The sequence below is a fragment of the Candidatus Nanoarchaeia archaeon genome (assembly GCA_035290625.1).
Lineage (GTDB): Archaea > Nanobdellota > Nanobdellia > Woesearchaeales > DATDTY01 > DATDTY01.
The window spans coordinates 49456-71069 of the sequence record DATDTY010000033.1 but is presented as its reverse complement, the minus strand read 5'-3'; the positions used below and the strand labels follow the sequence as shown (position 1 = coordinate 71069).

Below are 21614 nucleotides of genomic sequence, written 5' to 3'. Positions count from 1 at the left end.
ATTTCTTTGATATACGGCCTATAAAGGCAATTTTCCACCAAAAGGCTTATATACGGCTGTCCATTCTTTGATACTGAAATTCAGGGAGAATTCTCAGGACAATGGAAGAAAAATCTGAAGAAAAATCCGCATCAACCAAGCAGCGAATCGTAAGCACATTGATTGAAGAGGAGATGAAAAAGTCCTACCTCGCATATTCTATGTCAGTGATTGTGGGAAGGGCGCTGCCAGATGCCCGTGACGGATTAAAGCCCGTGCACCGCAGGATTCTCGTTGCAATGCACAGTATGGGGATGCTCCATAACAGGCCCTATAAGAAGTCTGCGAGGATTGTCGGGGAAACATTGGGTAAATACCATCCGCATGGCGATACTGCGGTGTATGATGCCATGGTCCGGATGGTCCAGACCTTTTCATTGCGCTATCCGCTCATTGATGGCCAGGGAAATTTTGGATCAGTTGATGGAGACCGCCCTGCTGCGATGCGCTATACAGAAGCCAGGCTGAACCGCATTGCAGAAGAGATGCTGGCAGACATCGAAAAGGAGACGGTTGAGTTTGTCCCAAATTTTGACGATTCCATGACTGAGCCTGCAGTGCTTCCTGCAAAGCTCCCAAACCTGCTCATCAACGGAAGCAGCGGAATTGCTGTTGGGATGGCAACAAACATTCCCCCCCACAATCTCAGGGAGATCTGCCAGGGCGTGATTGCGCTCATTGACAACCCGGAGATTAGCATTGAAGGGCTGATGCAATTCGTAAAAGGGCCGGACTTTCCAACAGCGGGATTGATTCGTGGCAGGCGAGGCATCCATCAGACGTTCCAGACCGGAAAAGGCAAGATTGTCATCCGTGCAAAGGCCGAGATCGGGCAAGCCAAGAACAGGGACGCAATAGTCATAAAGGAGATACCGTACATGGTAAACAAATCCCAGCTCGTTGAGGAGATTGCTGAGCTCGTAAAAGACAAACGAGTCCAGGGAATCTCGGATATACGCGACGAATCCGATCGGGAGGGTATCCGCATTGTTCTTCAGCTGAAGGCGGGGGTAGATCCGGAAATCCTGCTGAATCAGCTTTATGCAAGGAGCAGGCTGCAGGTTGCATTTGGGGTGATTATGCTCGCGCTTGTCGGCAACCAGCCGAAAATCCTGAACCTCAAAGAGATGATGCAGCAGTATGCGGCGCACCGGAGAGAGATTGTGCGGAAGCGCACAGAGTATGATCTCAGGCAAGCCGAAGAGCGAAGCCATATCCTCGCAGGCCTGATCATTGCCCTGCAGAACATCGATGATGTAGTTGAGGCAATAAGGAAGTCTGAAGACGCCGATCATGCAAGAGCAACCCTTATGGAAAGATTTGTGCTTTCTGAAAAGCAGGCCCAGGCAATTCTTGACATGCGCCTGTCTCGCCTCACAAGCCTAGAGAGCGGCAAGGTCGTGCAGGAGCAGGAAGAGGTGACGACCCTGATTAAGAATCTGAAAGATATCTTGGCAAGCGAGCAGAGAATCCTCGAAATCATAAAGGAAGAGCTGAGGGACATCCAGGAAAAGTATGGCGACGCAAGACGGACGCAGATTATCGAGGAAGCGAAGGATGTTGACGAAGAGGACCTCATCGAGGATAAAGAGAATGTGATCACGATTACTCACGCAGGCTATATCAAAAGGTTGGGGTTGGAGGCGTACAGGCAGCAAAAGCGGGGGGGTAAGGGAGTCATAGCTGCGACAGCACGAGAAGAGGACTTCATTGAAGATCTCTTTGTAGGCTCAAGCAGGAGCTATCTCCTGTTCTTTACAAATAAAGGGAGGGTGCATTGGCTGAAAGTATGGGAAATACCTGAAGAGGGGAGGCAAGCGCGGGGAAAAGCCATAACGAACCTCTTGAAGCTGCAGGAAGGAGAACGGCTCTCGGCATGCATCCCTGTGAAGGAATTCGACGACAGGCATTGCCTGGTCATGGCAACAATGAAGGGCATCATAAAAAAGACGAGGCTTGAAGAGTACAGCAGGCCGCGCCAGGGAGGCATCATCGGAATCACACTTGAAAGTGAGGATGAGCTCGAGAACGTTCAGCTTACGGATCAGGAATCTGAGCTGATCCTGGCAACTGCAGCAGGCAAAGCAGTGCGGTTTCATGAGGAGGATATTAGGACTGTCGGAAGGTCAGGAAAAGGGGTCAGAGGCATAAGGTTGAAGGCAAAAGATCGTGTTATTGGTATGGTCAAGGCAGACCCCGACAAGTTTCTGCTCACGATAACAGAGAAGGGATACGGAAAGAGGACGCCTGTCTCTGAGTATCGGCTCATTTCCCGGGGGGGTTCGGGGGTTATAGACATCGTTTCAAATGAGAGGAACGGCGCAGTTGTAGCCATCAAATGCGTATCCGATAAAGAAGAAGTGATGGTGGTCTCGCAGCAAGGATCGATCATCCGCATACCGATTTCAGGAGTAGGAGTAATCGGGAGGAACACCCAGGGCGTCAGGATCATGAAGCTGGAGGAGGGCGACAAAGTGGTTTCCGCTGCTCTTGTCAAGGCAGAATGAGGAAGGTTCTGAAGGCGGTTGCCTATACCCAAAGGGGAGCTGAAGAGGCTGCAGAGAAAGAGATCAGCGAATTAATCTCTGCGCACGCAACAATCAATGAGAAAGAGGTGGTGTTTGACGCCTCCGAAGATGCCGTGTGGAAGGTCGCGTACTGCGCCCAGAGTATTCACCGGATTGGAGAACTTCTGATTAGGGAAGAAAAGAGCGACGATATCCTGGACCAAGCCAGAGGCATGATCAACAAATGCAGGTGGGGCTGGCTCAAGGGAAGCTTTAAGGTGGAATCGCTAACCAGAGAGGATCCTGAGCATACTGCTAAAGAGATAGAGGCTGGTTGTGGGGAATGCATCAAGGCCAAAAGCAGGAATATCCTGGAAGTGGATCTTGAGAACCCAGAGCAGACCATCCTCGTTTCAGCCACCAACAAGGGTATCAGCATAAGCAGGGACATAACAAAGCTGGATCTGGGAAAACGCACCTACAGGATTTTCACACACCCTCAAGGCATTACCGGCACAACAGCATTTGCCCTCTGCAGGATAGCAGAGATAAAAAAGGACGAAACCATCCTTGATCCATTTTGCAGAAGCGGAGAAATCGCCATTGAGGCATGCCTCGCAAGAGAGCGGCCTGTTCGTTTTTTCGAGAAGCAAAAGCTAACAAGCCAGCCAAGAATCCTAAAATGGTTTGAGAATATCGATAGAGAGTACAAGAAGCCGCAACTCGGCATCACCGCCGCCGACCCCGAGATGAGGAATGTTCGTGCTGCTGAGAAGAACGCAAAGATTGCAGGCTGCTCAGCAATTCGCTTCTCAAAGATTGAGACAGAATGGCTGGATACGCGCTTTGAGAAAGAAAGCGTAGACAAGATTATCACAAGGCTGCCGGAAGGTTTGGATGACAAGGGAGGAGAAAAGCTGCTCAATGAATTCTTTTACGCTGCAGAATACATCTTAAGAAAAGAGGGAGTTATCGCACTGCTGACCCCCAAGCCGGAGAAGGTTGAAGAGGCCGCAAAAAAGCGCCAGTTCATCATCAAAGAGAGGAGATCTATCTGGCAGGGGAAAAAAGAGTTTAGGATCCTGCTGTTCAGAAAAGAGCAGAAAATGGAGGATAAAGGTTTATAAATGAGCGGAGCTTTTCAGAAAGCGGGCAGAAAGCTGGCTTTCGGGAAACTGAGGAAAGTCCGCCCACTGAAGTCCGAAGATAAGGGTTAAATTCCCTTATTTAGGATGGAGCAGCCGGTGCCGAGAGGCACATCTCGAAAGGGATGGCAACCGCGCAGAAACAAGACCCCCCTCAAAGAGGAAGACGCATGAGAAGGTTTTGGCGACAAAACTGAGATAACCTGCAGACGATTTTGAGGCCCGAGAAAATCAGAGATTTTCCGGGACAGGAAAATCCAATGGATTTTCCTGTGAATGGATGAAAGGCGAGCCCCGGCTTGTGCAAGTTCACAGAACGCTAAGTCAAATGCTGGCAGGGCCTTCGATGAACCTTTCCAAAAGGGGAGGGCCCCACAAAAGGCGGCTTATTTCTGCCCATAATTCTATACTTCTAGTAAGGTATACTTCGAGTACGGATTTCCGTTCGAGTACGGATTTCCGGATGAGATTATAAGGACTTCTTCAGAACCAGCCAGGTCAAAACGATAGGGCACTACCCCAAATCTTGCATGGTTCGGGTTGCCGCCAGCTCGGCTCTTGCTGTTTCCAGCGAAGAGCGGCACCGCCCCGTATGGGACGACCCCCTCCGCTTGTGCTGATAGGAGTTATTGTGCCTCGCGAAAGAGGCGGCAACCTCCAATCGGGCCAGGTCAAAACGATAGCAAAACTATTTAAACAAACACAGACTTATAAGGGGTATGGCGCAGGACAGGATCCATCTTCCCTCAGGCATGGGTGGCTTGACAAGGTATTTCGATGAGTATAAATCAAAGATCACGCTTAAGCCCGGCCACATTATCATTATTGCAGTGATTATCATCCTTATAATAATCTCCCTGCACATTCAGGGAAACGCGCTTCTTGGAATTGGGTGAGCTGATGATCCCCGGAATCAACAGCAGGCAGGTAAAGATGATGATGAAGAGGATGGGCCTCCAGCAGACTGAGATAGAGGCCCGGGAAGTAATCATCCGGACTCCCGAGAAAGAGATCGTTATTCAGAACCCGAGTGTTTCAAAGATAGATATTGGCGGCCAGGAGACCTACCAAGTGGTTGGCCATGCGGTGGAACGGGATTCTGAGGTTTCAGAAGAGGATATAGAGACAGTTATGGAACAGGCAAAAGTAACGAAAGCAGAGGCCGAGAGAGCTTTGAAAGAATCATCCGGAGATCTCGCAGAGGCGATCCTGAGCTTAAGGAGTTGAGTATTCTAGAATGCAGGAAGCGTTAGACGAAGCAGCAGAAGAGCTAAAGCGTGTGGATCACCTGATTTTTGTGAGCCTCAAGTATACGCGGACAGTTGACATGATCCGCCACGGAATAGAGAGATGTATCGCCTGCTTTGACTTTCTGATAGAATCCCTCCTCAAATACGCAAAAAGCAGGAAGAAGATCGATGAGATCCCTTCAAATCCAGGGACCCGGGCAGAGCTGATACGCAAGCTGTATAGCAAGGACAGCAAGCTGATAGAGTTTATCTCCCTTTACAGCGACCTGAGGAAGCTCATGTTGGTTGAATACACAAAGACGCGGGAATACCGACGGCATGTTGCGATGCTGGCCAAGGTTGATGGGAAGCCAGTTGAGATTAACATTGACGTGGTCACCCAGTATTATGAGAAAGCGAAGGAATACCTCGCTTATGTTCGGGGCTTTGTCTCCAAGTAAGGCTACAAAAACTTATAAACTCTGAAGCAGTTTCTTCGTAAAGTGGTGGCCATGGTGTAGTCTGGCAGCATTAGAGACTGTGGATCTCTCGGCTCGGGTTCAAATCCCGATGGCCACTCTGCCTATCTCACTTTTCTAGAGTAGTAGTAAGTTTGTACCAAAAGATTTAAAAGGAAGTGTTCTCTGGAATGCTGATTGGAGGGGTGGAAATGCCAAAAAGAGGTAAAAGAGGAAATCTCAGGTCTCATTCTAAAACAGGCCATAAGGTCAAAAAAGAGCAAGGAAAGAGCGCAGCAAAGGCTACGAGGCGAAAGAAGCCAAAGGTAACAAGGGATACTGCGCGGAAATACCTTCGGAACGTAAGTCCTGAAAAAAGCTTCTGGATCATGGAAGGACCAATCATCAAGAATTTGAGCGAGCTGGTCAGAGAGCTAAAGATCATGAGCAACCACACGTTCATCTACCACGTCAATAGAAAGAAGAACGACTTCGCAAAATGGATCCAGGAGGTCATTGAAGATAAGACCCTTGCCCGGGATATTAAGAAAGCCTACTCAAAGACCCAGCTTCTCAAGAAAGTGCAGTCCAGGGTAAAGATGATGAGGAAAGTCCTAAGTTAAAGCAAGGCTCGTGTAGAGGATTGCAATGAGCAGGTTTATGATATGGGTTGCTACGCAGAGTTTGCAGATGATATGGATTCTATACACCATTGCATGGAGCAGGTATGCCGCATAGGCAACTGACACCCATGTCGCCAGCATAATGAGCAAAAGATAGGGATGCTCAAACTGAAAAAATCCTGCCAGAAAGATCGATGTATAGAAAAGCAGCCCCCACACAAAATTTGGGACGCCAAACAAATAGGAGTATTGCGTAGCAATGATATTCCCGCAGGTGTGCGGAGAACAGATGTCTTTTGGAAGCATTCGTGTGTTCTGGCTGAGTATGCCCCTATAAACCATAATGAAATAAAGGCTTATAGCAAACCCTATCAGAGCCAAGACCTGCGTTATAGCATACAACGGCATGACATCCTTGAAGAAGTTTAAGTTTATAAGGTTTGTTGTTGGAGTTTGGTGAGCACGGCAGTTGAAAGATTGCGGCTGTTTTTGGGGCAACCAACTCAGAGCACTTTACACCCCCAGCAGTTCCCGCAGATCTTCAGAAGGTTTCCATGCAGGTGAGAAGACAAGCTCCAGTTCAGGTTTTTTCCCAAGCTTTTCTATCCTTGATTTCAGCTCTTCCATGATCTGGGGGCCAAACGGGCACATCGGGCTTGTCAGGGTGAGAATTATCTTCACGATATCCCCAGTCTGCTGGATATCATAAATCAGACCCAGGGTCCAGATGTCCATATTGATTTCTGGATCAACAACCTGTTTTATCTGTTCAATGATCTCCAGATTCCTGGCGTCCTTCTGCAACGTTTCCTGATCTTTAACCGCCAGGCCTGCGTATGGCTGCTCCTTCTCATGCCCCTTTGCTGAAAGAGCGGGCTCTGAAAGAGCGGGTTCCTTGTCGCTTTTGCTCTTGCCAAAAACTCCTATAAATCCCATCATTGATACCCCTTCTTTTCGACCTCAATGGCCAGGTCATGCCCCCCGGACTTCACAATCTTCCCGTCCTTCATAATGAAGACCTTGTCTGGAGAGATGTAATCAAGGATTCTGTGGTAATGAGTGATGATCAGGATGCCTCGCTTAGGCCCCTTCATGGCATTAATCCCATGGGCGACAATTCGCAGTGCGTCAACATCTAATCCAGAGTCAGTCTCGTCCAGAATAGCGAACGTAGGCTCAAGCACCATCATCTGCAGGATCTCAGTCCTCTTCTTCTCTCCTCCTGAGAATCCTTCATTGAGATACCTCTTCGTAAACTGTGAGTCCATCTGGAGATCGTGCATCTTTTCCTTGAGCAGTTTCTGAAAGTCCATCACTCCGAGAGGGTTCTCTCGCAGCGAGTTGTAGCTTGTCCTGAGGAAGTTGGCAAGCGTCACCCCAGTGATCTCTTTTGGGTACTGGAAGCTGAGGAAAATCCCTTTCTGTGCGCGTTTATCTGGAGAGAGGCCAGTGATATCTTCTCCGTTCACGAGTATCTTTCCTGACTGCACATCGCAGTGGGGGTCTCCCATAATCGCTGAAGCAAGAGTTGACTTTCCAGACCCATTCGGACCCATGAGTGCAATGACCTCTCCTTGAGCGAGGGTGAGGCTGAGCCCCTTCACAATATCCTTCCCGCCGATGCTTACATAAAGGTCTTTGATTTCAAGTTCCATGATGATTCTCCCGTTGTTTAATTTCAAGCTCCATGGTTATTCTCCCGTTGTTTATTATCCAATTTCTTAATCTTCTATTTCTTGTTCTCCCATTCCTCAATCCCGTTGTGAAGCGCCTTTAACGAGAGCGATGCGCACTTCATCCTGACAGCGCTGATGGGTATCGCCAGCATACTCACAATATCCTCCCTTCCCATGCGTTTTGCCTGGTCCAAAGGCATGCCCTTGACTCTGTCAGTAAGCATCGACGCTGATGCCTGGCTTATCGCACAGCCAATACCCTGGAACGCTGCATCACGGATAGAGCCGTTTTGGATCTTCAGGAATAAGTGGATCTGGTCTCCGCATAAGGGATTGAATTCAATGCGGCTGATGTCCGGATCCTTCAAGATCCTGCTGTTATGGGGATTCCGGTAGTGATCAAGGATGTTCTCCCGGTAGATCTCGTCTTCTTGCTTAATTTCGTCTTCTCGAGTATCTTCAAGCTGGCGGTTCATCGGGAAAAGACCTCTCTCGCTCTTCGCAATGCACGAACTGCCCTATCGATGTCTTCCTTGGTGTTGTAGAACGCAAGGCTTATCCTGGAAGTTCCGGAAATTCCAAGCTTTTTCATCAGTGGCATCGCGCAGTGGTGGCCGCCCCGGATTGCAATATGTTCCCGATCAAGGATTGTCGCAACATCATGGGCATGAATGCCGTCAAGGTTGAAGGAGATAATGGGGCCCTGCTTTCCAGATCCTGGGCCATAAGATCCTGGGCCATAGAGGGTGATTCCCTCAATCTTCCGAAGCTCAGTAAGGCAGTAGTCCAGCAGTTCGCTTTCATAGGAATGAATGTGCTCCATCCCTATTCTGGAGATGTAGTCCAGGCTAGCAGCAAACCCGATTGCTCCGGAAATATCCGGAGTTCCGGCCTCAAACTTCCAGGGCAGATCATTCCATGTGGAATCCTCAAATCTCACTTCCCGGATCATATCCCCTCCATACAGGAACGGCTTCATGTTCTTGAGATGCTCTTTCTTTCCATAGAGCACGCCAAGGCCTGTTGGCCCAAAGAGCTTATGGGCTGAAAAAGCAAAAAAATCGCAGTTGAGTGCTTTCACATCAATCTTCATGTGAGGGATGCTCTGGGCTCCGTCTACAACAAGCAATGCGCCATGCCGGCGGCAGAGCTCTGCAATTTCCTGAATAGGCGTAATGGTTCCAAGAGCATTGGACATATGCGTCACAGAAACAATCCTTGTTTTATCGGTGATGAGCTTCTCTGCCTTGGCCATGTCAAGGGTCATATCCTTTGCAAGAGGGATAAATCTGACAGCAAGCCCTCTTTCTTTTGCAAGCTGCTGCCAAGGGACAAGATTGCTGTGGTGCTCCATCTCTGTCAAAACGATCTCATCCCCAGGCTTCAGGGTCGGAACTAGAGTATATGCAAGCATGTTTAAGGATCCGGTTGTTCCCGGTGTGAAGATAACCTCCTCGATAGAAGCATTGATGAAGTTTGCAGCTTTTTGATGTGCTTCTTCGTAAGCTGTAGTGCTCCTCACGCTGATTGCATAGACGCCCCTGTGGATGTTCGCATTATACTCGGTATAGTACTCGCTGATCGCATTGATCACCTGAAGGGGCTTTTGTGTGGTTGCGGCATTGTCTAAATAGACAATTCCCTTGCGAAGAAGCGGGAAATCCTTCCTTATTTTTTCTGCATTGAATGCTTCCATAGTTGATGTATGTTTTGAGTATGTTTTGGGGTTATGTTGCCATCTTCTGGATAATTGCCTGCCTCAGCTGATTCTCCATTCGCTCATCCTTAAGCTTGGAGATGATGGGCTCAAGAAAGCCCTCGATCAGCATCTGTTTTGCTGCTGCCTCATCCATGCCTCTGCTGGTCATGTAGAAAAGCTGCTCAGGGTTGAGATTGCTGATTGTTGCTCCATGAGAGCATCTCACTTCATTGTTGCTGATCTCAAGGTCGGGTAGAGTGTCCGCTTCTGCCTTGTCCGAGAGGAGCAAGGTATCATCTTTCTGATAACCGTTGCAGCCAGAAGAGCCAAGAGGAATCCTGATCAGGCCCCGATAGATTGTCTTTGCTTGCTTGTCCAGTACCGCCTTGAGGAGCATGTCTGAGGAAGAATGCGAAGCGTTATGGATTGCCGAAGCATGAATATCAAATTGCTGCATATTGGAGCCAAAGCAAGCCCCCCAGTTCTTGCAGGAAGCGCCCTCTGCATCGAGAGTCGTTGTGGTATTCACTTGGGAAAAGCGTGATCCAAGGGTAAGGTCAACCCAGGTCAGGGCTGCATCTTTGCCAAGAGATGCGTATCGGTTGGAGAAATGATAGGTCTCCTCGTTGTGGTCCTGGCTTGAGATAAAGGTGACTGTTGATTTTTCTTTTGCCAAAATCTGGACTTGCTGCGACTGGAACATCTTCCCTTGAATCGAGTCCGCAGTTTCTGTCATCGTGATAACAAGTGTGCTCCCTTCTTCAGCAATGACAAGGATATTATCAACCCGGGTCTGGCGTAAGATGGTGTGTATCTTGACCGTCCCGCATACATGTTTTGGAGCAATAATGACCAAAGAGTTATTGAAGAATGCCTGGTGAAGGCTTGCGAACTTGCCAGTTGTTGGATCTGCAAGCATGCCCTTGGCCTCAGGATACGTTCGTGAAGCCTCAGCAAGAGACAGGACCTTGATGGAAGGATCATGCATGATCTCGTCATCGGGAGCAGGGTGGATACTGCTGAGGGCTGAGGAGAAATCAATCGCAGAAGCAAAAATCCCGATGCCGTAGACGAAGCGAGGCATCTCCTGCTTTTGATAGAGTTCAAGAGCCTGGAGCCTCTTTGCAACAAGCCATTCAGGTTCATTTTTTGCGATGTTTCTCACTATATCTTTCATGCCAGCCAAGACCCCCATCTACCCTACAGACCCTTCCATCTCCAATGCAATCAGCTTGTTCAGCTCAACTGCGTATTCAAGAGGCAGCTGCTTGACAATTGGCTCGATAAATCCGGAAACTATCATCTGCATTGCCTGCTCTTCAGACAACCCTCTGCTCATGAGGTAGAAGATCTCGTCCTCTCCAATCTTCCCAACAGTTGCCTCATGGGCGATGTCTACCTTGTTGGTATCAATTTTCATGAAAGGGTAGGTATTTGAAGTTGATTCCTTGTCAATCAGCAGAGCATCACACACAACACTGGACTTTGAATTCTCGGCTGTCTTTGCAACCCTCAGATATCCCCTGTAGCTTGAAATGCCGCCGCCTTTGGAGATTGATTTTGCCCTAATGGTGGAATGGGTGTTCCTTCCGAGATGAATCACCTTCGACCCGGTATCCTGGTTCTGCCCCGGGCCTGCAAACGCTATGCCAAGGGAGTCTGAGGCCGCTCCATCGCCCTTCAGGATAGAACAGGGATAGAGCATCGTACACCCCGATCCTAAATTCCCATTGATCCATTCAACAATGCCGTTGCTCTCAACAATCGCGCGTTTGGTATTGAGGTTATAGGTATTCTTGCTCCAATTCTCAACGCTGGAATACCTGATTCTGGCCCCTTCCATCACAAAGAGCTCAACGCAGCCTGCATGAAGTGCTTTCGCATCAAATTGAGGTGCACTGCAGCCCTCGATATAATGGACCTCAGCCCCGGTATCAGCGATGATCAGCGTATGCTCAAACTGCCCGCCGGCCTCTGCATTCATCCGGAAATACGCCTGGAGCGGAACATCTACCTTGACATGAGGGGGAACATAGATGAATGTGCCTCCGCTCCATACCGCTGCATGGAGCATAATGAACTTATGGTCATCCGGAGGGATGCATTTCATGAAGTACTTCCTCACAAGGTCAGGGTGTGTATGCACAGCAACATCCATATTCTCGAAAATAACGCCCTTCTCCTCCCACTCCTTCTTGAGGTTGTGATAGATGATCTCTGAATCATATTGCGCTCCTGCTCCCGAAAGCGCCCTGCGCTCAGCCTCTGGAATTCCGATCTTCTCAAATGTTCTCCTAATCTTCTCAGGAACCTCTTCCCATGACCTTGAATTCTTTTTGGCTCCAGGCTTAACATAGTAGATGATCTTGCTCAGGTCAAGTTTGCTGAGATCAGGCCCCCAGGCCGGGATAGGAGTGGCATTGAAGGACTTTAAAGCCTGCAACCGCAGCTTGAGCATCCATTCCGGCTCATTTTTTTCCTTCGATATCTTCCGGACAACCGATTCCGAAAGCCCAGGCTCTGCCTGGAACTCTGTCGTGCCTTCATTCGCATTGTCATACAGGGATCGATCTATGGCAAATGTCTGCATCGGCTCCGGAGGGATAGTTGCTTCCATGGTTACCTGAGGTAAAGTGCACATCCTGCGTCTTTTGGATTGCAGTGCTCCGGTATGTCAGAGAACTGCCTGTGGATCTGGCAGAGATATTTTGAGGTGCGGATTGTATTGAGGAGTCTCTGCATCTCCCGAAATAGGGTGATTCTGTCCTTGATCAGGGCTGAGGATTTACGGATCTCCTCCAGCAGGCCTTCTTCAAAGACGATCTGGTTCCCTCTCTTGTTGTTGATGTACTGCGAGACTGCTGCGCTTTTCAGCCCAAGGAGCCTTGCAATCTCTGCCTGGCTCTTTCCCTGCGATTTCCAGCAGACTGCGAGCTGCTTTTTTAGGGTTGGAATAATGTAAAACACTTCAATATCTTCCGGCATCAGGAGGCGTTGTTTCATAAAGGTTAACAATTGTTAAGTATTTATAAAGATTGTGGGAAAAATCTATTGTTCAACCTGTAGATGTGAAGTAGCGGATGTTAAAAAATCGGCGGTTTTCTTTATAAATACTATTTCTTGTCGTTTTTCTTCTTGTTTTCGAGCTTTTTCTGTTCAGTAAGGCTTAGAAAATTATCTTTTGAGATCACGGATTTGCCTGTTTCTTGTTCCAGTTCTTTTCTCGCATTATGGGCTATTTGGCCTCCTCTTCTCGCAGCTTGCTTATTTTCCTCAAATCCTTGTGCGTCTCTTGTCCTTGTGATGTCGGTTGTGGCCTTTTCTCCCAGCATATTGAATATGAGTTCCCAATCTGTCATGTGGTCTCTGAGGTTTTGATTCTTTTTCTTAAGGCCTTTGAGTTCCTTGTATTCCTGAACAGTCTTTCCAAAAGTTGCTTTGCTTATCTCGTTTGTGAGGATTGCAAAATTTGTTTCTTCTGTGACGCCTCGATCTTTCCATTCATCAGTCAATTCCTGCCGTATGGCAATGCCTCTCAGACGCTTGTCTATCCAATCCTTCGGATAACCTTTGAGTTCATAGTATTCTTTCACCCTATCTTGGGCTAATTCAGGATTTTCTATCTCCTCAATGCGCTCTTGAGCCAATTGCGCAAGCCATTGTTTGAAAGGCTCTGCTTTCTTTGAAGGAATGGATTGAATTAGCCTAAAGGCATTTTTGGTGTTAACACAGTCCGTAAACCGCAATTTGCCATCTTCTGCTGCCAATTTCAACTGTACCCAAATTGGGGACAGTTCAAGAGCTATGAATTCTCTGTCTTTGACTTTTCCCCAATACTGCCTAGGAGTTGGGCTGTCTGTAAGAACTTCAACGATGCCAATAACCGAGTAAAACCATTCCTGATTGTACCAAATCCTCCTGATTTTCTTATCCTGAAATGCTACGAGAGCCTTGTCTTTGTCCATTTTTAATCCTCTGGGAAAAACTCCTTATTGAAACACTTATCACACATTCCATTGTGCCAGTCCTTGTTATGAGCTGAAATTTTAACCTTGCAATTTGAGCAGTTGAAATCCATTTCCTCATCGTGTTTCATATGAAAAGTACGCATCTTTACTTTCATATCTGACGGACCAAGAGTTTCAGCAAAAGAGCCATCTGACCAAATACTTGGCTCTTCAACGTCTTTTCCGTCAAGTGTTTTTTGAGTCATTTTAATGAATCCTCAATAAGCTTCTTTTCTTCATCAGTTATGCCGTAGAGCTTGTGGACTTTCTCACCTATCTTATCATCAATCCTTTTCAGGTTCAGGTAGCCTTTTTCGCTTTTCTTTTTCAGGCTCTTCAAGGTAATTTTCTCTGCTCGCAACCGGGCTTTTCGTCTTTTTTTCTAGCTCGAGTCTTGCTTTTTTCGCTACATTCCCACCTTCCTTAGATGCTTTTTTGTGCTCAGCGAACTTAACAGGGTCTTTTATGCGTTCAATCTCCGCAGTTGATGCTTCTCCTAGCATGGTAAATATGAGTTCTAAATCCCTCATATGGTCTCTTAGGTTTTCCTTTGTAAGCCCTTTGAATTTTTTGTATTCACTTGGAGTCATGCCGAAAGTGGCTTTTGATATTTCCGCAGTGAGTATTGAAAAATCGTCTTGGCTTTCAATTCCTCTCTTCTTCCATTCATCAGTGAGATCTTGTCTTACTGCTACTCCTCTCAGCCGTTTGTCAATCCATGATTTTGAATATCCTTTCTGCTCATAAAGCTCTTTCATGCGCTCCTGCGCTAGTTCAGGGTTTTCTATTTCCTGCACACGCTCATACCCAACTTTAGCAAGCCATCTTTTGAATGGTTCTGCGTTCCTTGATGGAATTGATTGGATAATCCTAAATATGCTTTCAGTATTAGCGCAATCGGTTTCTCTTAGCTTTCCATCTTCTGCCGGAAGTTTCAACCGGTGACAATTTGTCACCACTTCGCTTCCCTCTTCTCTTAGCCGTTGGCTCAGCTTATTCCAGTATTTTCTTGCAGTATACGGGTCTTCTTGTTCCGTCAAAATAGCTACAATATCAATTACTGAAAAAAACCACAGGTTTTGATGCCATACTCTCCTTATTTTCCTGTCTTGGAAGACAACGAGAGCTTTATCTTTTTCAGTCATTTCAAGCTCTCCTCAATTATCTTCTTTTCTTCTTCTGTTATGCCGTACAATTTGTAAACTTCTTCGTCAATTTCAGAATCTAGTTTCTGGATTTCTTTCTCAAGACGGGCTTTTTCGTCGGTTTGCTTGTCTTTTAATCCATTAAGATTTTTGTTAAGAGAAATCATTTTATCTGCTAGTTTAATAATGGGCTGTTGTTTTTCCGGAATTTGTTTTATAGGTAATAAATCTAAATTTTCTGTTGCAACTGCCGTAGTAAACTCAGAACCCATATTAAAATAGCTATCGTAATAAAAATTAATTAATTTGCTGTTGAGTAGTGCCAAGAGATATTTATTTGAAATTTTACCCTTTGAGAAAATAAGATTAATTGTTTGCAAAGCATAATACTCATCACAATCCAGAGCGGCTATAATTCTCCCGGAAACATGTTGTGTCAAAATTTTCTCTGGTTTCTCAAATAAGTCTGGTGTTTTTCCTCTTTTTAGTACTGCTGTACCTGGTACGTAAAATAAATATTCATTGCCAAAGGTTATATTATATCTAGATATATTCCTACCACGCAAAACAGGTTTATATTTTTCAGATTCTTTCGTTTTTTTGACATATTTTTCTTCGTCTCCAACAATTATCCCTTGTTTAGTATAAGCAATTTCTTTAAGCTCAATACTCTCGCTTTTTATTTTTTCTAATATTTTTATTTTCGTTTCATTTAGATAAACATTAAATCTATTACCAGGAATTTCATAAAAGATTCTTTGAGATAATTTTTGGTAAGAAGTCTTGTTTGACATTGAATCTTTTCCACCGTGAAAAACAATATTCTTCAATCTTTCTTTCATATTGCTATCTTTCTGAAATATTAGAATAACCATTTCTCCAGTTACTCCTTCAAAAACACCTGCGCCTATTGGAAGTATCTTTAATATTTTACAATTATCCAAAACAAATTGTCTTAATTTTATGTAATCATTTGAACGTATGCTATTTTTATGCACTATCATCCCGAATAAGCCATGTTCACTTAACAAACTAATTGATTTTTCAATAAATAGAGAGAATGTATTAATTCTATTACCGGCGGTTTTAAAATTTCCCCTATAAAAATCAACATACTTTTGTCCTATTTGCCTTGCTTCGACATAAGGCGGATTCCCAATCACCACATCAAACCCACCATCAGCTATAATATCCTTAAATTGTTCTTCCCATTTGAAAGCCCTATTCCCTGCAATAGCAGAATCATCAATTAATGAATTTCCTACCTTAATATTCTCTTGTAGTGTTGGCAGTCTGTGTTTTTTCTCTGCTGCTTTCAATAGTAAGTTCAACTGAGCTATCTCTACAGCCTTAGGGTCTAAATCGACGCCAAAAATATTATTTTTCAATATCTCCACTTTCCTCCCGTATGAAGCGCCAGCCCCAGTTAAATCAAGCTTTGTCTGGTCGACTTCCCCATTCTTCTTTTTGTCAAGAGTGACAAGATAATCAAATGCTTTCATTAAGAATGAGCCAGAGCCGCAGGCAGGGTCTAAAATCTTGACATTCTTTAAATCAAATTTTTTGTCTTTAGCTAATTCACCAACTGTATTTTTAACAATGTAGTCTACTACATAAGTGGGAGTATAATATATTCCCTGTTCTTTTCTGTGTGCTTTCCCCTCTGCTAATTTGGCTCTTTTATCAGTTTTCTTTAGAATATGCCCTAAATATTGCTCGTAAATGTTGCCTAAAACATCAGCGTCAATAGCAGAAAAGTCATAACGCACAGTATTATCGGTTGTAGCAAACAATCCACCAATTATCTTTGATAAAACCTCATCATCTACGTCCAAATCTTCGCATAAGTGAGGAGTAAATAGTTTGCTGTTGTAAATGTCATCGATTTTTCTGAAAATGAGGTTTAATTTTTTGTAGATTCTTTTGTTTAAATCCTCCCTGATGACTGACTGCAACATGGGGGCTTCTAATTCTTTATCTTCAAGAGTTCTGATGAAGATTAATCTGTCAATTATGCGCTGGACGGCTTCGTCTAATTCATCGCCAGAAATATTCTTTGAAGAATTATTTTTTAGAATATTCTTGTTTAGCAAATCCCTGAATCTTGTCAAATCACTTAAAAGCTGTTTATCAACAGCTGTTTTTTTTATTTTTTTACCCCATTTTTCTGCTTCAATATCAAGAAGTTTCTTCTCAAAGCTTTCTCTTGATAAAAGCCACAAAGTATCAAATTTTTCTAAGAATAATTGACAAGGCAAGGTTTGCCCGAATTGTGCCTGTAAAGGGTTTGCGCTTTTCCATTCAGCATTAAAAATCTTGATAGCTTCAAAATCGGTAAGGACTGCCCAGGTACAGCCTTTGTGCCAGGAATAATTTACTGCCTGTTCCACGAATTTGATATTGTCTAAATCCTCTTTTAGTGCTTTTGCTTCCAAGAAAAATTTAGGTATTCCATTAATCCTAAAAGAGTAATCTACTCTGCCCTTTGAGATTTTTTCTTCTCTTACTACCTCATCATCATTTTCTGTATTTCTGACATCCCAACCTAACGCTTCAAATAACGGCTCGATAAACTCCGCTTTTGTATCCTCTTCTTTGTATCTTTTAATAGAGCCGGATTCAACTATCCTGACATATTTGTCTACTAATTTCTTAACTTCTTCTTTCGCCTGTTCTTTAGTTAATTTTCTTAAAACCATTTTTCAACCTTTAGATGCTTTTTTTGTTTTCCGCTTCTTAGGAATATTCCAATATGGGCTTTTGCAAGAAGGACAGATTATGGGATTAAGTTTCTTTCTTGAACGAGGTATCCATTCATGTTTACAACGTTCACACTTGTATCCGTCAACAACTATCTTTATTTCCCCCATAAAAACCTATTAATCATAACTGATATTTAAAGTGTCTTAATAATATACTTTGTAAAGTAAGAAACGACAAGATTTATATATAAAATAGCCTTTCTAAAGTTATACTTATATGAGTAAGAGCTAAGGTAATAACGATGGAAAATCAAGACGAACAACGACCAAACTGTCCAGTTTGCAATAGCAACAGAATAAGAAAAGACAGTGTGAGAAAAACCTTGCTTTGTGATAAGCAAAGATGGTTTTGCGAAGCTTGCGGAAAGCGTTGGGTTAATTCTCCAATCAAAAATATCAAATCCGCTCCACAACCTTTATAAATCGCTCCCTATTCCTACTCGTAAAGCCCGAGTTCGAATGAGCGATGTCAGGGCTAACTGACAACGTTTTCTTGGGCAATACTATGAAGAAAGAGTTCCAGCAGATTATCCGTATTGCCAACACCGATCTTGACGGTGAGAAACAGGTAGTCTATGCCCTGAGGGAGATAAAAGGTATAGGGTTTATGGCTGCGAATGCAATCTGCAACTGCCTGAAGATTGACCACCGAACAAAGGGGGTGGACCTGACTGAAGAGCAGGTTAAAAAACTGGAGGCTGCAGTGAAGGATCCTGCAGCAGTAAAGCTTCCAAGCTGGCTTTTTAACAGAAGAAAAGATTATGAGACAGGGGCAGATAGGCATCTCGTCCTGTCAGAGCTGGACTTCGCAAAAGATAATGACATCAAGCGCCTGAAAAAGATTAAGGCGTACAGGGGTGTCCGTCATATCTACGGTCTTCCTACACGGGGCCAGCGCACCAAAGCAAATTTCAGAAAGAACAAAGGAAAGGCCGGTCTGGGCGTCAAGAGGCGGCAGGGAGCCAAGGAAGGGAAGTAGATGGGCGATACAAAAAAATCACGCAAGAAGTACCAGAGGCCGTTAAGGCCATGGCAGGCAGAGCGGATAGAGGAAGAACACGCAATCAAGAGGGAATATGGGCTCAAGAACAAGAAAGAGCTCTGGAGGATGGCTGCCTTTCTGCAGAGGTTCAAGCATAATGCAAAGCGTGTCTCTTCCGGAGAGAAAAAGCAGCAGGTAAAGGAAAGGACTGCTATGATAAATCGGTTGCAGCGGTATGGGCTGCTGAAAAAAGGGGGTCAGGTTGATGATATTCTGGGATTGTCATTGAAGGATGTGATGGAACGAAGGGTCCAAACCCTGCTTGTCAGAAAAGGTCTGGCAAGGACAATTGACCAGGCTCGCCAGTTCATAGTGCACAGGCACGTGTTGGTGAATGGGAAGAGGGTAACCTCGCCTTCGTATCTTGTGCCATTAGAAGAGGAGCCGCACATTGGCTTTTATGGGAACTCAGCTCTGGCAAAAGAGGATCACCCAGAAAGGCAAGTTGCTGAAAAAAAGAAAGCTGTTGAAAGCCAGGTTGAGAAGAAATGAGGGACGAAAAGACGCGGTGGGGTGTGGTGCACATTTATTCCTCCTATAACAATACGATTATCCATATTACGGACATTACTGGAACAGAAACCATTGCCCGAACATCAGGAGGTATGGTTGTGAAGTCTGACCGCCTGGAAAGCTCGCCAACAGCAGCGATGATTGCTGCGAAGAAGGCTGCAGAGACTGCAATTGAAAAGGGCATAACGGGGATCCATGTGAAGATCAGGGCGCCAGGAGGCCACAATGGGCCTACAAATCCAGGCCCGGGTGCGCAGGCTGCGGTTCGCGCATTGTCACGCATGGGGCTGAGGATAGGAGTTATAGAAGATGTCACGCCAATCCCTCATGATGGGTGCAGGAAGAAAGGAGGAAAACGCGGAAGGCGGGTGTAACCATGGATGCCAAAGTATTCAAGAGCGAGAAAGATAAGGCAGTCCTGCTGCTGCATGGGATCACTCCAGCAGTTGCAAATATGATTCGAAGGTATACTATGATGGAAGTGCCGACACTTGCAGTGGAAGACGTTGAATTCAGAAAAAACAGCTCCATACTGTTCGACGAGATGATTGCCCACCGACTGGGATTGGTTGTGCTGAAATCCGACCTGAAGACCTACAACAAGAGGGAAGAGTGCAAATGCGGCGGCAAAGGGTGCGCCAGATGCGAGGTCAAGATGGCGCTGTCTGGAAAAGGCCCGAGCGTAGTGATGGCGAGCGAGATGAAATTCAAAGATCCAAAAATCAGGCCAGTCTTCCCAAACACCCCGATCGTGAAGCTTCTCAAGGGCCAGGAGATTGAGGTTGAGGGAACTGCAACGCTCGGCTCTGGAAAAATCCACGCGAAGTGGTCTCCCGGGCATGTGACCTACAGGTATCGGCCCACAGTAGAGGTCAACGGAAAGATAGATGCAGAATACGCAAAGAGTTTCCCGCTTGATATTTTTGACATCAAAGAGAGCTCTGCGACGGTCAACAAAGAAAAACTCGTCATGTGCCATGCCTGCAATCCGAGCTACAGCGACAAGCACATCGTTTTCGGAGAAGATAAGAACGAGATTGTGATGATTATAGAGCCATTCGGGCAGCTGACGATTCAGGAAATGGTTGACGCCGCGCTCGGCATCATACAGAAAAATGCAGAGGAAGTGAAAGATCTCCTAAAAAAGTGACAGTCCGGTTTGCGGGAGTGCCGGAGCGGTCAAACGGGCATGGCTAAGGACCATGTGGCTTAGTGCCTACGCAGGTTCGAATCCTGTCTCCCGCAGTCAAAAGACAAGGGAGACAGACCAGGAATGAGCGCAGCGAATTCCGCTGCCTGTCTCCCGCAGTGAATGAAATGAGCGAGGAAGACAGACCAGCAACGAGCGAAGTGAGTTGCGCTGCCTGTCTCCCGCATACATCATGGCTAAAACAAACCCAAATCTCGAAAGCCTGATAAGTGAACTCAGGAAGCTGGGCAGGGAAGCCCCTCTCTGGAGAAGAATTGCCGAAGACCTGGACAAATCAACGAGAAGGGGGAGGATCGTGAATCTGTCTCGTCTAAATAAGTACACTGCCGAGGATGATACGGTCGTTGTTCCGGGAAAAGTCCTTGGGACAGGCCCGCTGAATCATAAGATGACCATAGCTGCATGGAGGTTCTCAGAAGGCGCGCTGAGAAAGATATCCGAAGCAAACGCGAAGGCCATCTCAATCCAGGCCTTGATGAAGGAGCCAATCAAAGGGAGGCGCATACGGATTATAGGGTGATTCCATGATTATCGACGCAACAGATGGGGTTCTTGGAAGGATTGCTGCATTTGCAGCACATCAAGCAAAGAGGGGAGAAAAGATCGAGATTGTAAACTGCGAAAAAGCAGTCATTACCGGAAGCAGGGAAGACGTCCTATCGCGCTACTTCAGAAAGATGAAGATGGGAGTCAGCAGGAAAGGCCCATTCCTCAAAACAAGGCCTGAGATGCTCTTTAAGAAGACGATCCGGGGCATGCTCCCGTATAAGCAGGATAAGGGGAAGGCTGTCTTGGAGAGGATTACGTGCTACCAGGGTATCCCGGCAGAACTGAAGGGCAAGCCGGAATCTGTCAAGGAAGCCCACGTCTCAAAAACAGGAAGCTTGAAGTATATCACGATACAGGAAGTATGCAGCAGGTTAAAGGAACGATGAAAACCATACAGTCATCAGGAAAGCGGAAGTCTGCGATTGCCCGGGCAACCGCATGGCCAGGCAAGGGCCTGGTGATGATCAACAAGAGGCTGGTTCAGTCTGTAGAGCCCGAGATGCTTCGCCTGAAGATCCAGGAGCCGCTCATGCTTGCAGGCGATTCTGCAAAGAAAGTGAACATTGAGGTTTCTGTGAGAGGAGGGGGGTTTATGGGGCAGGCAGAGGCATCCCGCCTCGCAATCGCCCGCATTCTTGTCCAGGTGGACAAGAAGCTTGAGAAGACCTTCCTCGACTACGACAGGCACTTGCTTGTTGCAGATGTCCGAAGAAGAGAGATGTCAAAGCCAAACAGGCATGGCCAGGCAAGGGCAAAGCGGCAGAAATCATATCGTTAAAGATGAAAAGAAAGAGAATGGCAAAGGTGGAAGAATGATAATCCCGATACGATGCTTTAGTTGCGGAAAACCCATCGCTCACCTCTATGAGGAGTTTAGGGAGCGAACCAATAAGGGAGACAACAGGAAGAAGATTCTCGACGACCTCGGGCTTGAGCGCTACTGCTGCCGTGCAATGTTCCTCGGCCACGTTGACCTGATTGATGTGACGGGGCAGTTTAAGAAGTTTTAA

The 21614-nt window shown here is 46.0% G+C and carries 26 protein-coding genes, 2 tRNA genes and 1 other RNA gene; 17 read left to right on the top strand and 12 right to left on the bottom strand.

Features of this window, described 5'->3' with window-relative positions; genetic code table 11:
• The first annotated feature begins 101 nt into the window (after positions 1 to 101).
• The 8 genes from gyrA (at position 102) to VJB08_02970 (ending at position 6001) form a co-directional block, all read left to right on the top strand.
• Positions 102 to 2546 (top strand): DNA gyrase subunit A, encoded by a 2445-nt coding sequence (gyrA, locus tag VJB08_03005; GenBank protein ID HLD42931.1) that lies wholly within the window; start codon positions 102 to 104, stop codon positions 2544 to 2546.
• Entirely contained in the window at positions 2543 to 3673 is a 1131-nt protein-coding gene (locus VJB08_03000) for a THUMP domain-containing protein (protein HLD42930.1), read from the top strand. The genes gyrA and VJB08_03000 overlap by 4 nt, the downstream gene beginning before the upstream one ends.
• 24 nt (positions 3674 to 3697) lie before the next feature.
• Positions 3698 to 4088, top strand: an RNA gene (gene rnpB / locus VJB08_02995) — RNase P RNA component.
• Positions 4089 to 4410: 322 nt separating this feature from the next.
• Complete coding sequence (locus VJB08_02990) at positions 4411 to 4587, top strand: preprotein translocase subunit Sec61beta (GenBank protein ID HLD42929.1); 177 nt, start codon at positions 4411 to 4413, stop codon at positions 4585 to 4587.
• A 4-nt stretch (positions 4588 to 4591) separates the two neighbouring features.
• A complete protein-coding gene (locus tag VJB08_02985) occupies positions 4592 to 4918 on the top strand; it encodes a nascent polypeptide-associated complex protein (GenBank protein HLD42928.1) in 327 nt (108 codons plus the stop codon).
• Between the two features lie 10 nt (positions 4919 to 4928).
• Positions 4929 to 5381, top strand: coding sequence for a hypothetical protein (locus VJB08_02980; GenBank protein ID HLD42927.1), 453 nt, complete (start codon positions 4929 to 4931; stop codon positions 5379 to 5381).
• A gap of 45 nt (positions 5382 to 5426) precedes the next feature.
• Positions 5427 to 5499: transfer RNA gene (locus VJB08_02975), tRNA-His, on the top strand.
• Positions 5500 to 5590: 91 nt separating this feature from the next.
• Positions 5591 to 6001: a hypothetical protein gene (locus VJB08_02970; protein HLD42926.1), complete on the top strand. Its 411-nt coding sequence runs from the start codon at positions 5591 to 5593 to the stop codon at positions 5999 to 6001.
• On the opposite strand, the gene VJB08_02965 is transcribed toward VJB08_02970, so the two are convergent.
• The 12 genes from VJB08_02965 to VJB08_02910 form a co-directional block, all read right to left on the bottom strand.
• Positions 5993 to 6409, bottom strand: a complete 417-nt coding sequence (locus VJB08_02965; GenBank protein HLD42925.1) for a vitamin K epoxide reductase family protein — start codon at positions 6407 to 6409, stop codon at positions 5993 to 5995. The genes VJB08_02970 and VJB08_02965 overlap by 9 nt on opposite strands.
• Positions 6410 to 6514: 105 nt before the next feature.
• Positions 6515 to 6937, bottom strand: a complete 423-nt coding sequence (locus VJB08_02960) for a metal-sulfur cluster assembly factor (GenBank protein ID HLD42924.1) — start codon at positions 6935 to 6937, stop codon at positions 6515 to 6517.
• Positions 6937 to 7659: a Fe-S cluster assembly ATPase SufC gene (gene sufC / locus VJB08_02955; protein ID HLD42923.1), complete on the bottom strand. Its 723-nt coding sequence runs from the start codon at positions 7657 to 7659 to the stop codon at positions 6937 to 6939. The genes VJB08_02960 and sufC overlap by 1 nt, the downstream gene beginning before the upstream one ends.
• Before the next feature lie 71 nt (positions 7660 to 7730).
• Positions 7731 to 8153, bottom strand: coding sequence for an SUF system NifU family Fe-S cluster assembly protein (locus VJB08_02950; GenBank protein ID HLD42922.1), 423 nt, complete (start codon positions 8151 to 8153; stop codon positions 7731 to 7733).
• Positions 8150 to 9373, bottom strand: a complete 1224-nt coding sequence (locus VJB08_02945) for a cysteine desulfurase (GenBank protein ID HLD42921.1) — start codon at positions 9371 to 9373, stop codon at positions 8150 to 8152. The genes VJB08_02950 and VJB08_02945 overlap by 4 nt, the downstream gene beginning before the upstream one ends.
• Positions 9374 to 9404: 31 nt before the next feature.
• Entirely contained in the window at positions 9405 to 10553 is a 1149-nt protein-coding gene (gene sufD / locus VJB08_02940; GenBank protein HLD42920.1) for a Fe-S cluster assembly protein SufD, read from the bottom strand.
• A gap of 18 nt (positions 10554 to 10571) precedes the next feature.
• On the bottom strand, positions 10572 to 11993 hold the full coding sequence (sufB, locus tag VJB08_02935; GenBank protein HLD42919.1) for a Fe-S cluster assembly protein SufB: 1422 nt from the start codon (positions 11991 to 11993) through the stop codon (positions 10572 to 10574).
• Between the two features lie 2 nt (positions 11994 to 11995).
• Positions 11996 to 12379: a hypothetical protein gene (locus VJB08_02930; GenBank protein ID HLD42918.1), complete on the bottom strand. Its 384-nt coding sequence runs from the start codon at positions 12377 to 12379 to the stop codon at positions 11996 to 11998.
• Positions 12380 to 12489: 110 nt separating this feature from the next.
• Positions 12490 to 13341 carry a BRO family protein gene (locus tag VJB08_02925; protein HLD42917.1) on the bottom strand — a complete coding sequence of 284 codons (852 nt, stop codon included), beginning with the start codon at positions 13339 to 13341 and terminating at the stop codon, positions 12490 to 12492.
• 2 nt (positions 13342 to 13343) lie between these two features.
• The gene (locus VJB08_02920; GenBank protein HLD42916.1) at positions 13344 to 13589 is read right to left on the bottom strand and encodes a hypothetical protein; all 246 of its coding nucleotides are present in this window, start codon (positions 13587 to 13589) and stop codon (positions 13344 to 13346) included.
• A gap of 78 nt (positions 13590 to 13667) precedes the next feature.
• Complete coding sequence (locus VJB08_02915; protein ID HLD42915.1) at positions 13668 to 14528, bottom strand: Bro-N domain-containing protein; 861 nt, start codon at positions 14526 to 14528, stop codon at positions 13668 to 13670.
• The gene (locus VJB08_02910) at positions 14525 to 17227 is read right to left on the bottom strand and encodes an N-6 DNA methylase (protein ID HLD42914.1); all 2703 of its coding nucleotides are present in this window, start codon (positions 17225 to 17227) and stop codon (positions 14525 to 14527) included. The genes VJB08_02915 and VJB08_02910 overlap by 4 nt, the downstream gene beginning before the upstream one ends.
• A gap of 568 nt (positions 17228 to 17795) precedes the next feature.
• On the opposite strand from VJB08_02910, the gene VJB08_02905 reads away from it, so the two are divergent.
• The 9 genes from VJB08_02905 to VJB08_02865 all read left to right on the top strand — a co-directional run bounded on the left by VJB08_02905 (position 17796) and on the right by VJB08_02865 (position 21614).
• The gene (locus tag VJB08_02905; protein ID HLD42913.1) at positions 17796 to 18269 is read left to right on the top strand and encodes a 30S ribosomal protein S13; all 474 of its coding nucleotides are present in this window, start codon (positions 17796 to 17798) and stop codon (positions 18267 to 18269) included.
• Positions 18270 to 18824, top strand: a complete 555-nt coding sequence (locus tag VJB08_02900) for a 30S ribosomal protein S4 (GenBank protein ID HLD42912.1) — start codon at positions 18270 to 18272, stop codon at positions 18822 to 18824. It abuts the gene before it with no gap.
• Complete coding sequence (locus VJB08_02895; GenBank protein ID HLD42911.1) at positions 18821 to 19219, top strand: 30S ribosomal protein S11; 399 nt, start codon at positions 18821 to 18823, stop codon at positions 19217 to 19219. The genes VJB08_02900 and VJB08_02895 overlap by 4 nt, the downstream gene beginning before the upstream one ends.
• A gap of 2 nt (positions 19220 to 19221) precedes the next feature.
• Positions 19222 to 19995 (top strand): DNA-directed RNA polymerase subunit D, encoded by a 774-nt coding sequence (locus VJB08_02890; GenBank protein HLD42910.1) that lies wholly within the window; start codon positions 19222 to 19224, stop codon positions 19993 to 19995.
• Between the two features lie 11 nt (positions 19996 to 20006).
• A tRNA-Leu gene (locus tag VJB08_02885) sits at positions 20007 to 20090 on the top strand.
• 137 nt (positions 20091 to 20227) lie between these two features.
• A complete protein-coding gene (locus VJB08_02880) occupies positions 20228 to 20575 on the top strand; it encodes a 50S ribosomal protein L18e (protein ID HLD42909.1) in 348 nt (115 codons plus the stop codon).
• Between the two features lie 4 nt (positions 20576 to 20579).
• The gene (rplM, locus tag VJB08_02875; protein HLD42908.1) at positions 20580 to 20990 is read left to right on the top strand and encodes a 50S ribosomal protein L13; all 411 of its coding nucleotides are present in this window, start codon (positions 20580 to 20582) and stop codon (positions 20988 to 20990) included.
• On the top strand, positions 20987 to 21382 hold the full coding sequence (locus tag VJB08_02870; GenBank protein HLD42907.1) for a 30S ribosomal protein S9: 396 nt from the start codon (positions 20987 to 20989) through the stop codon (positions 21380 to 21382). Before rplM ends, VJB08_02870 begins: the two co-directional genes overlap by 4 nt.
• Before the next feature lie 34 nt (positions 21383 to 21416).
• Positions 21417 to 21614: a DNA-directed RNA polymerase subunit N gene (locus tag VJB08_02865; GenBank protein ID HLD42906.1), complete on the top strand. Its 198-nt coding sequence runs from the start codon at positions 21417 to 21419 to the stop codon at positions 21612 to 21614.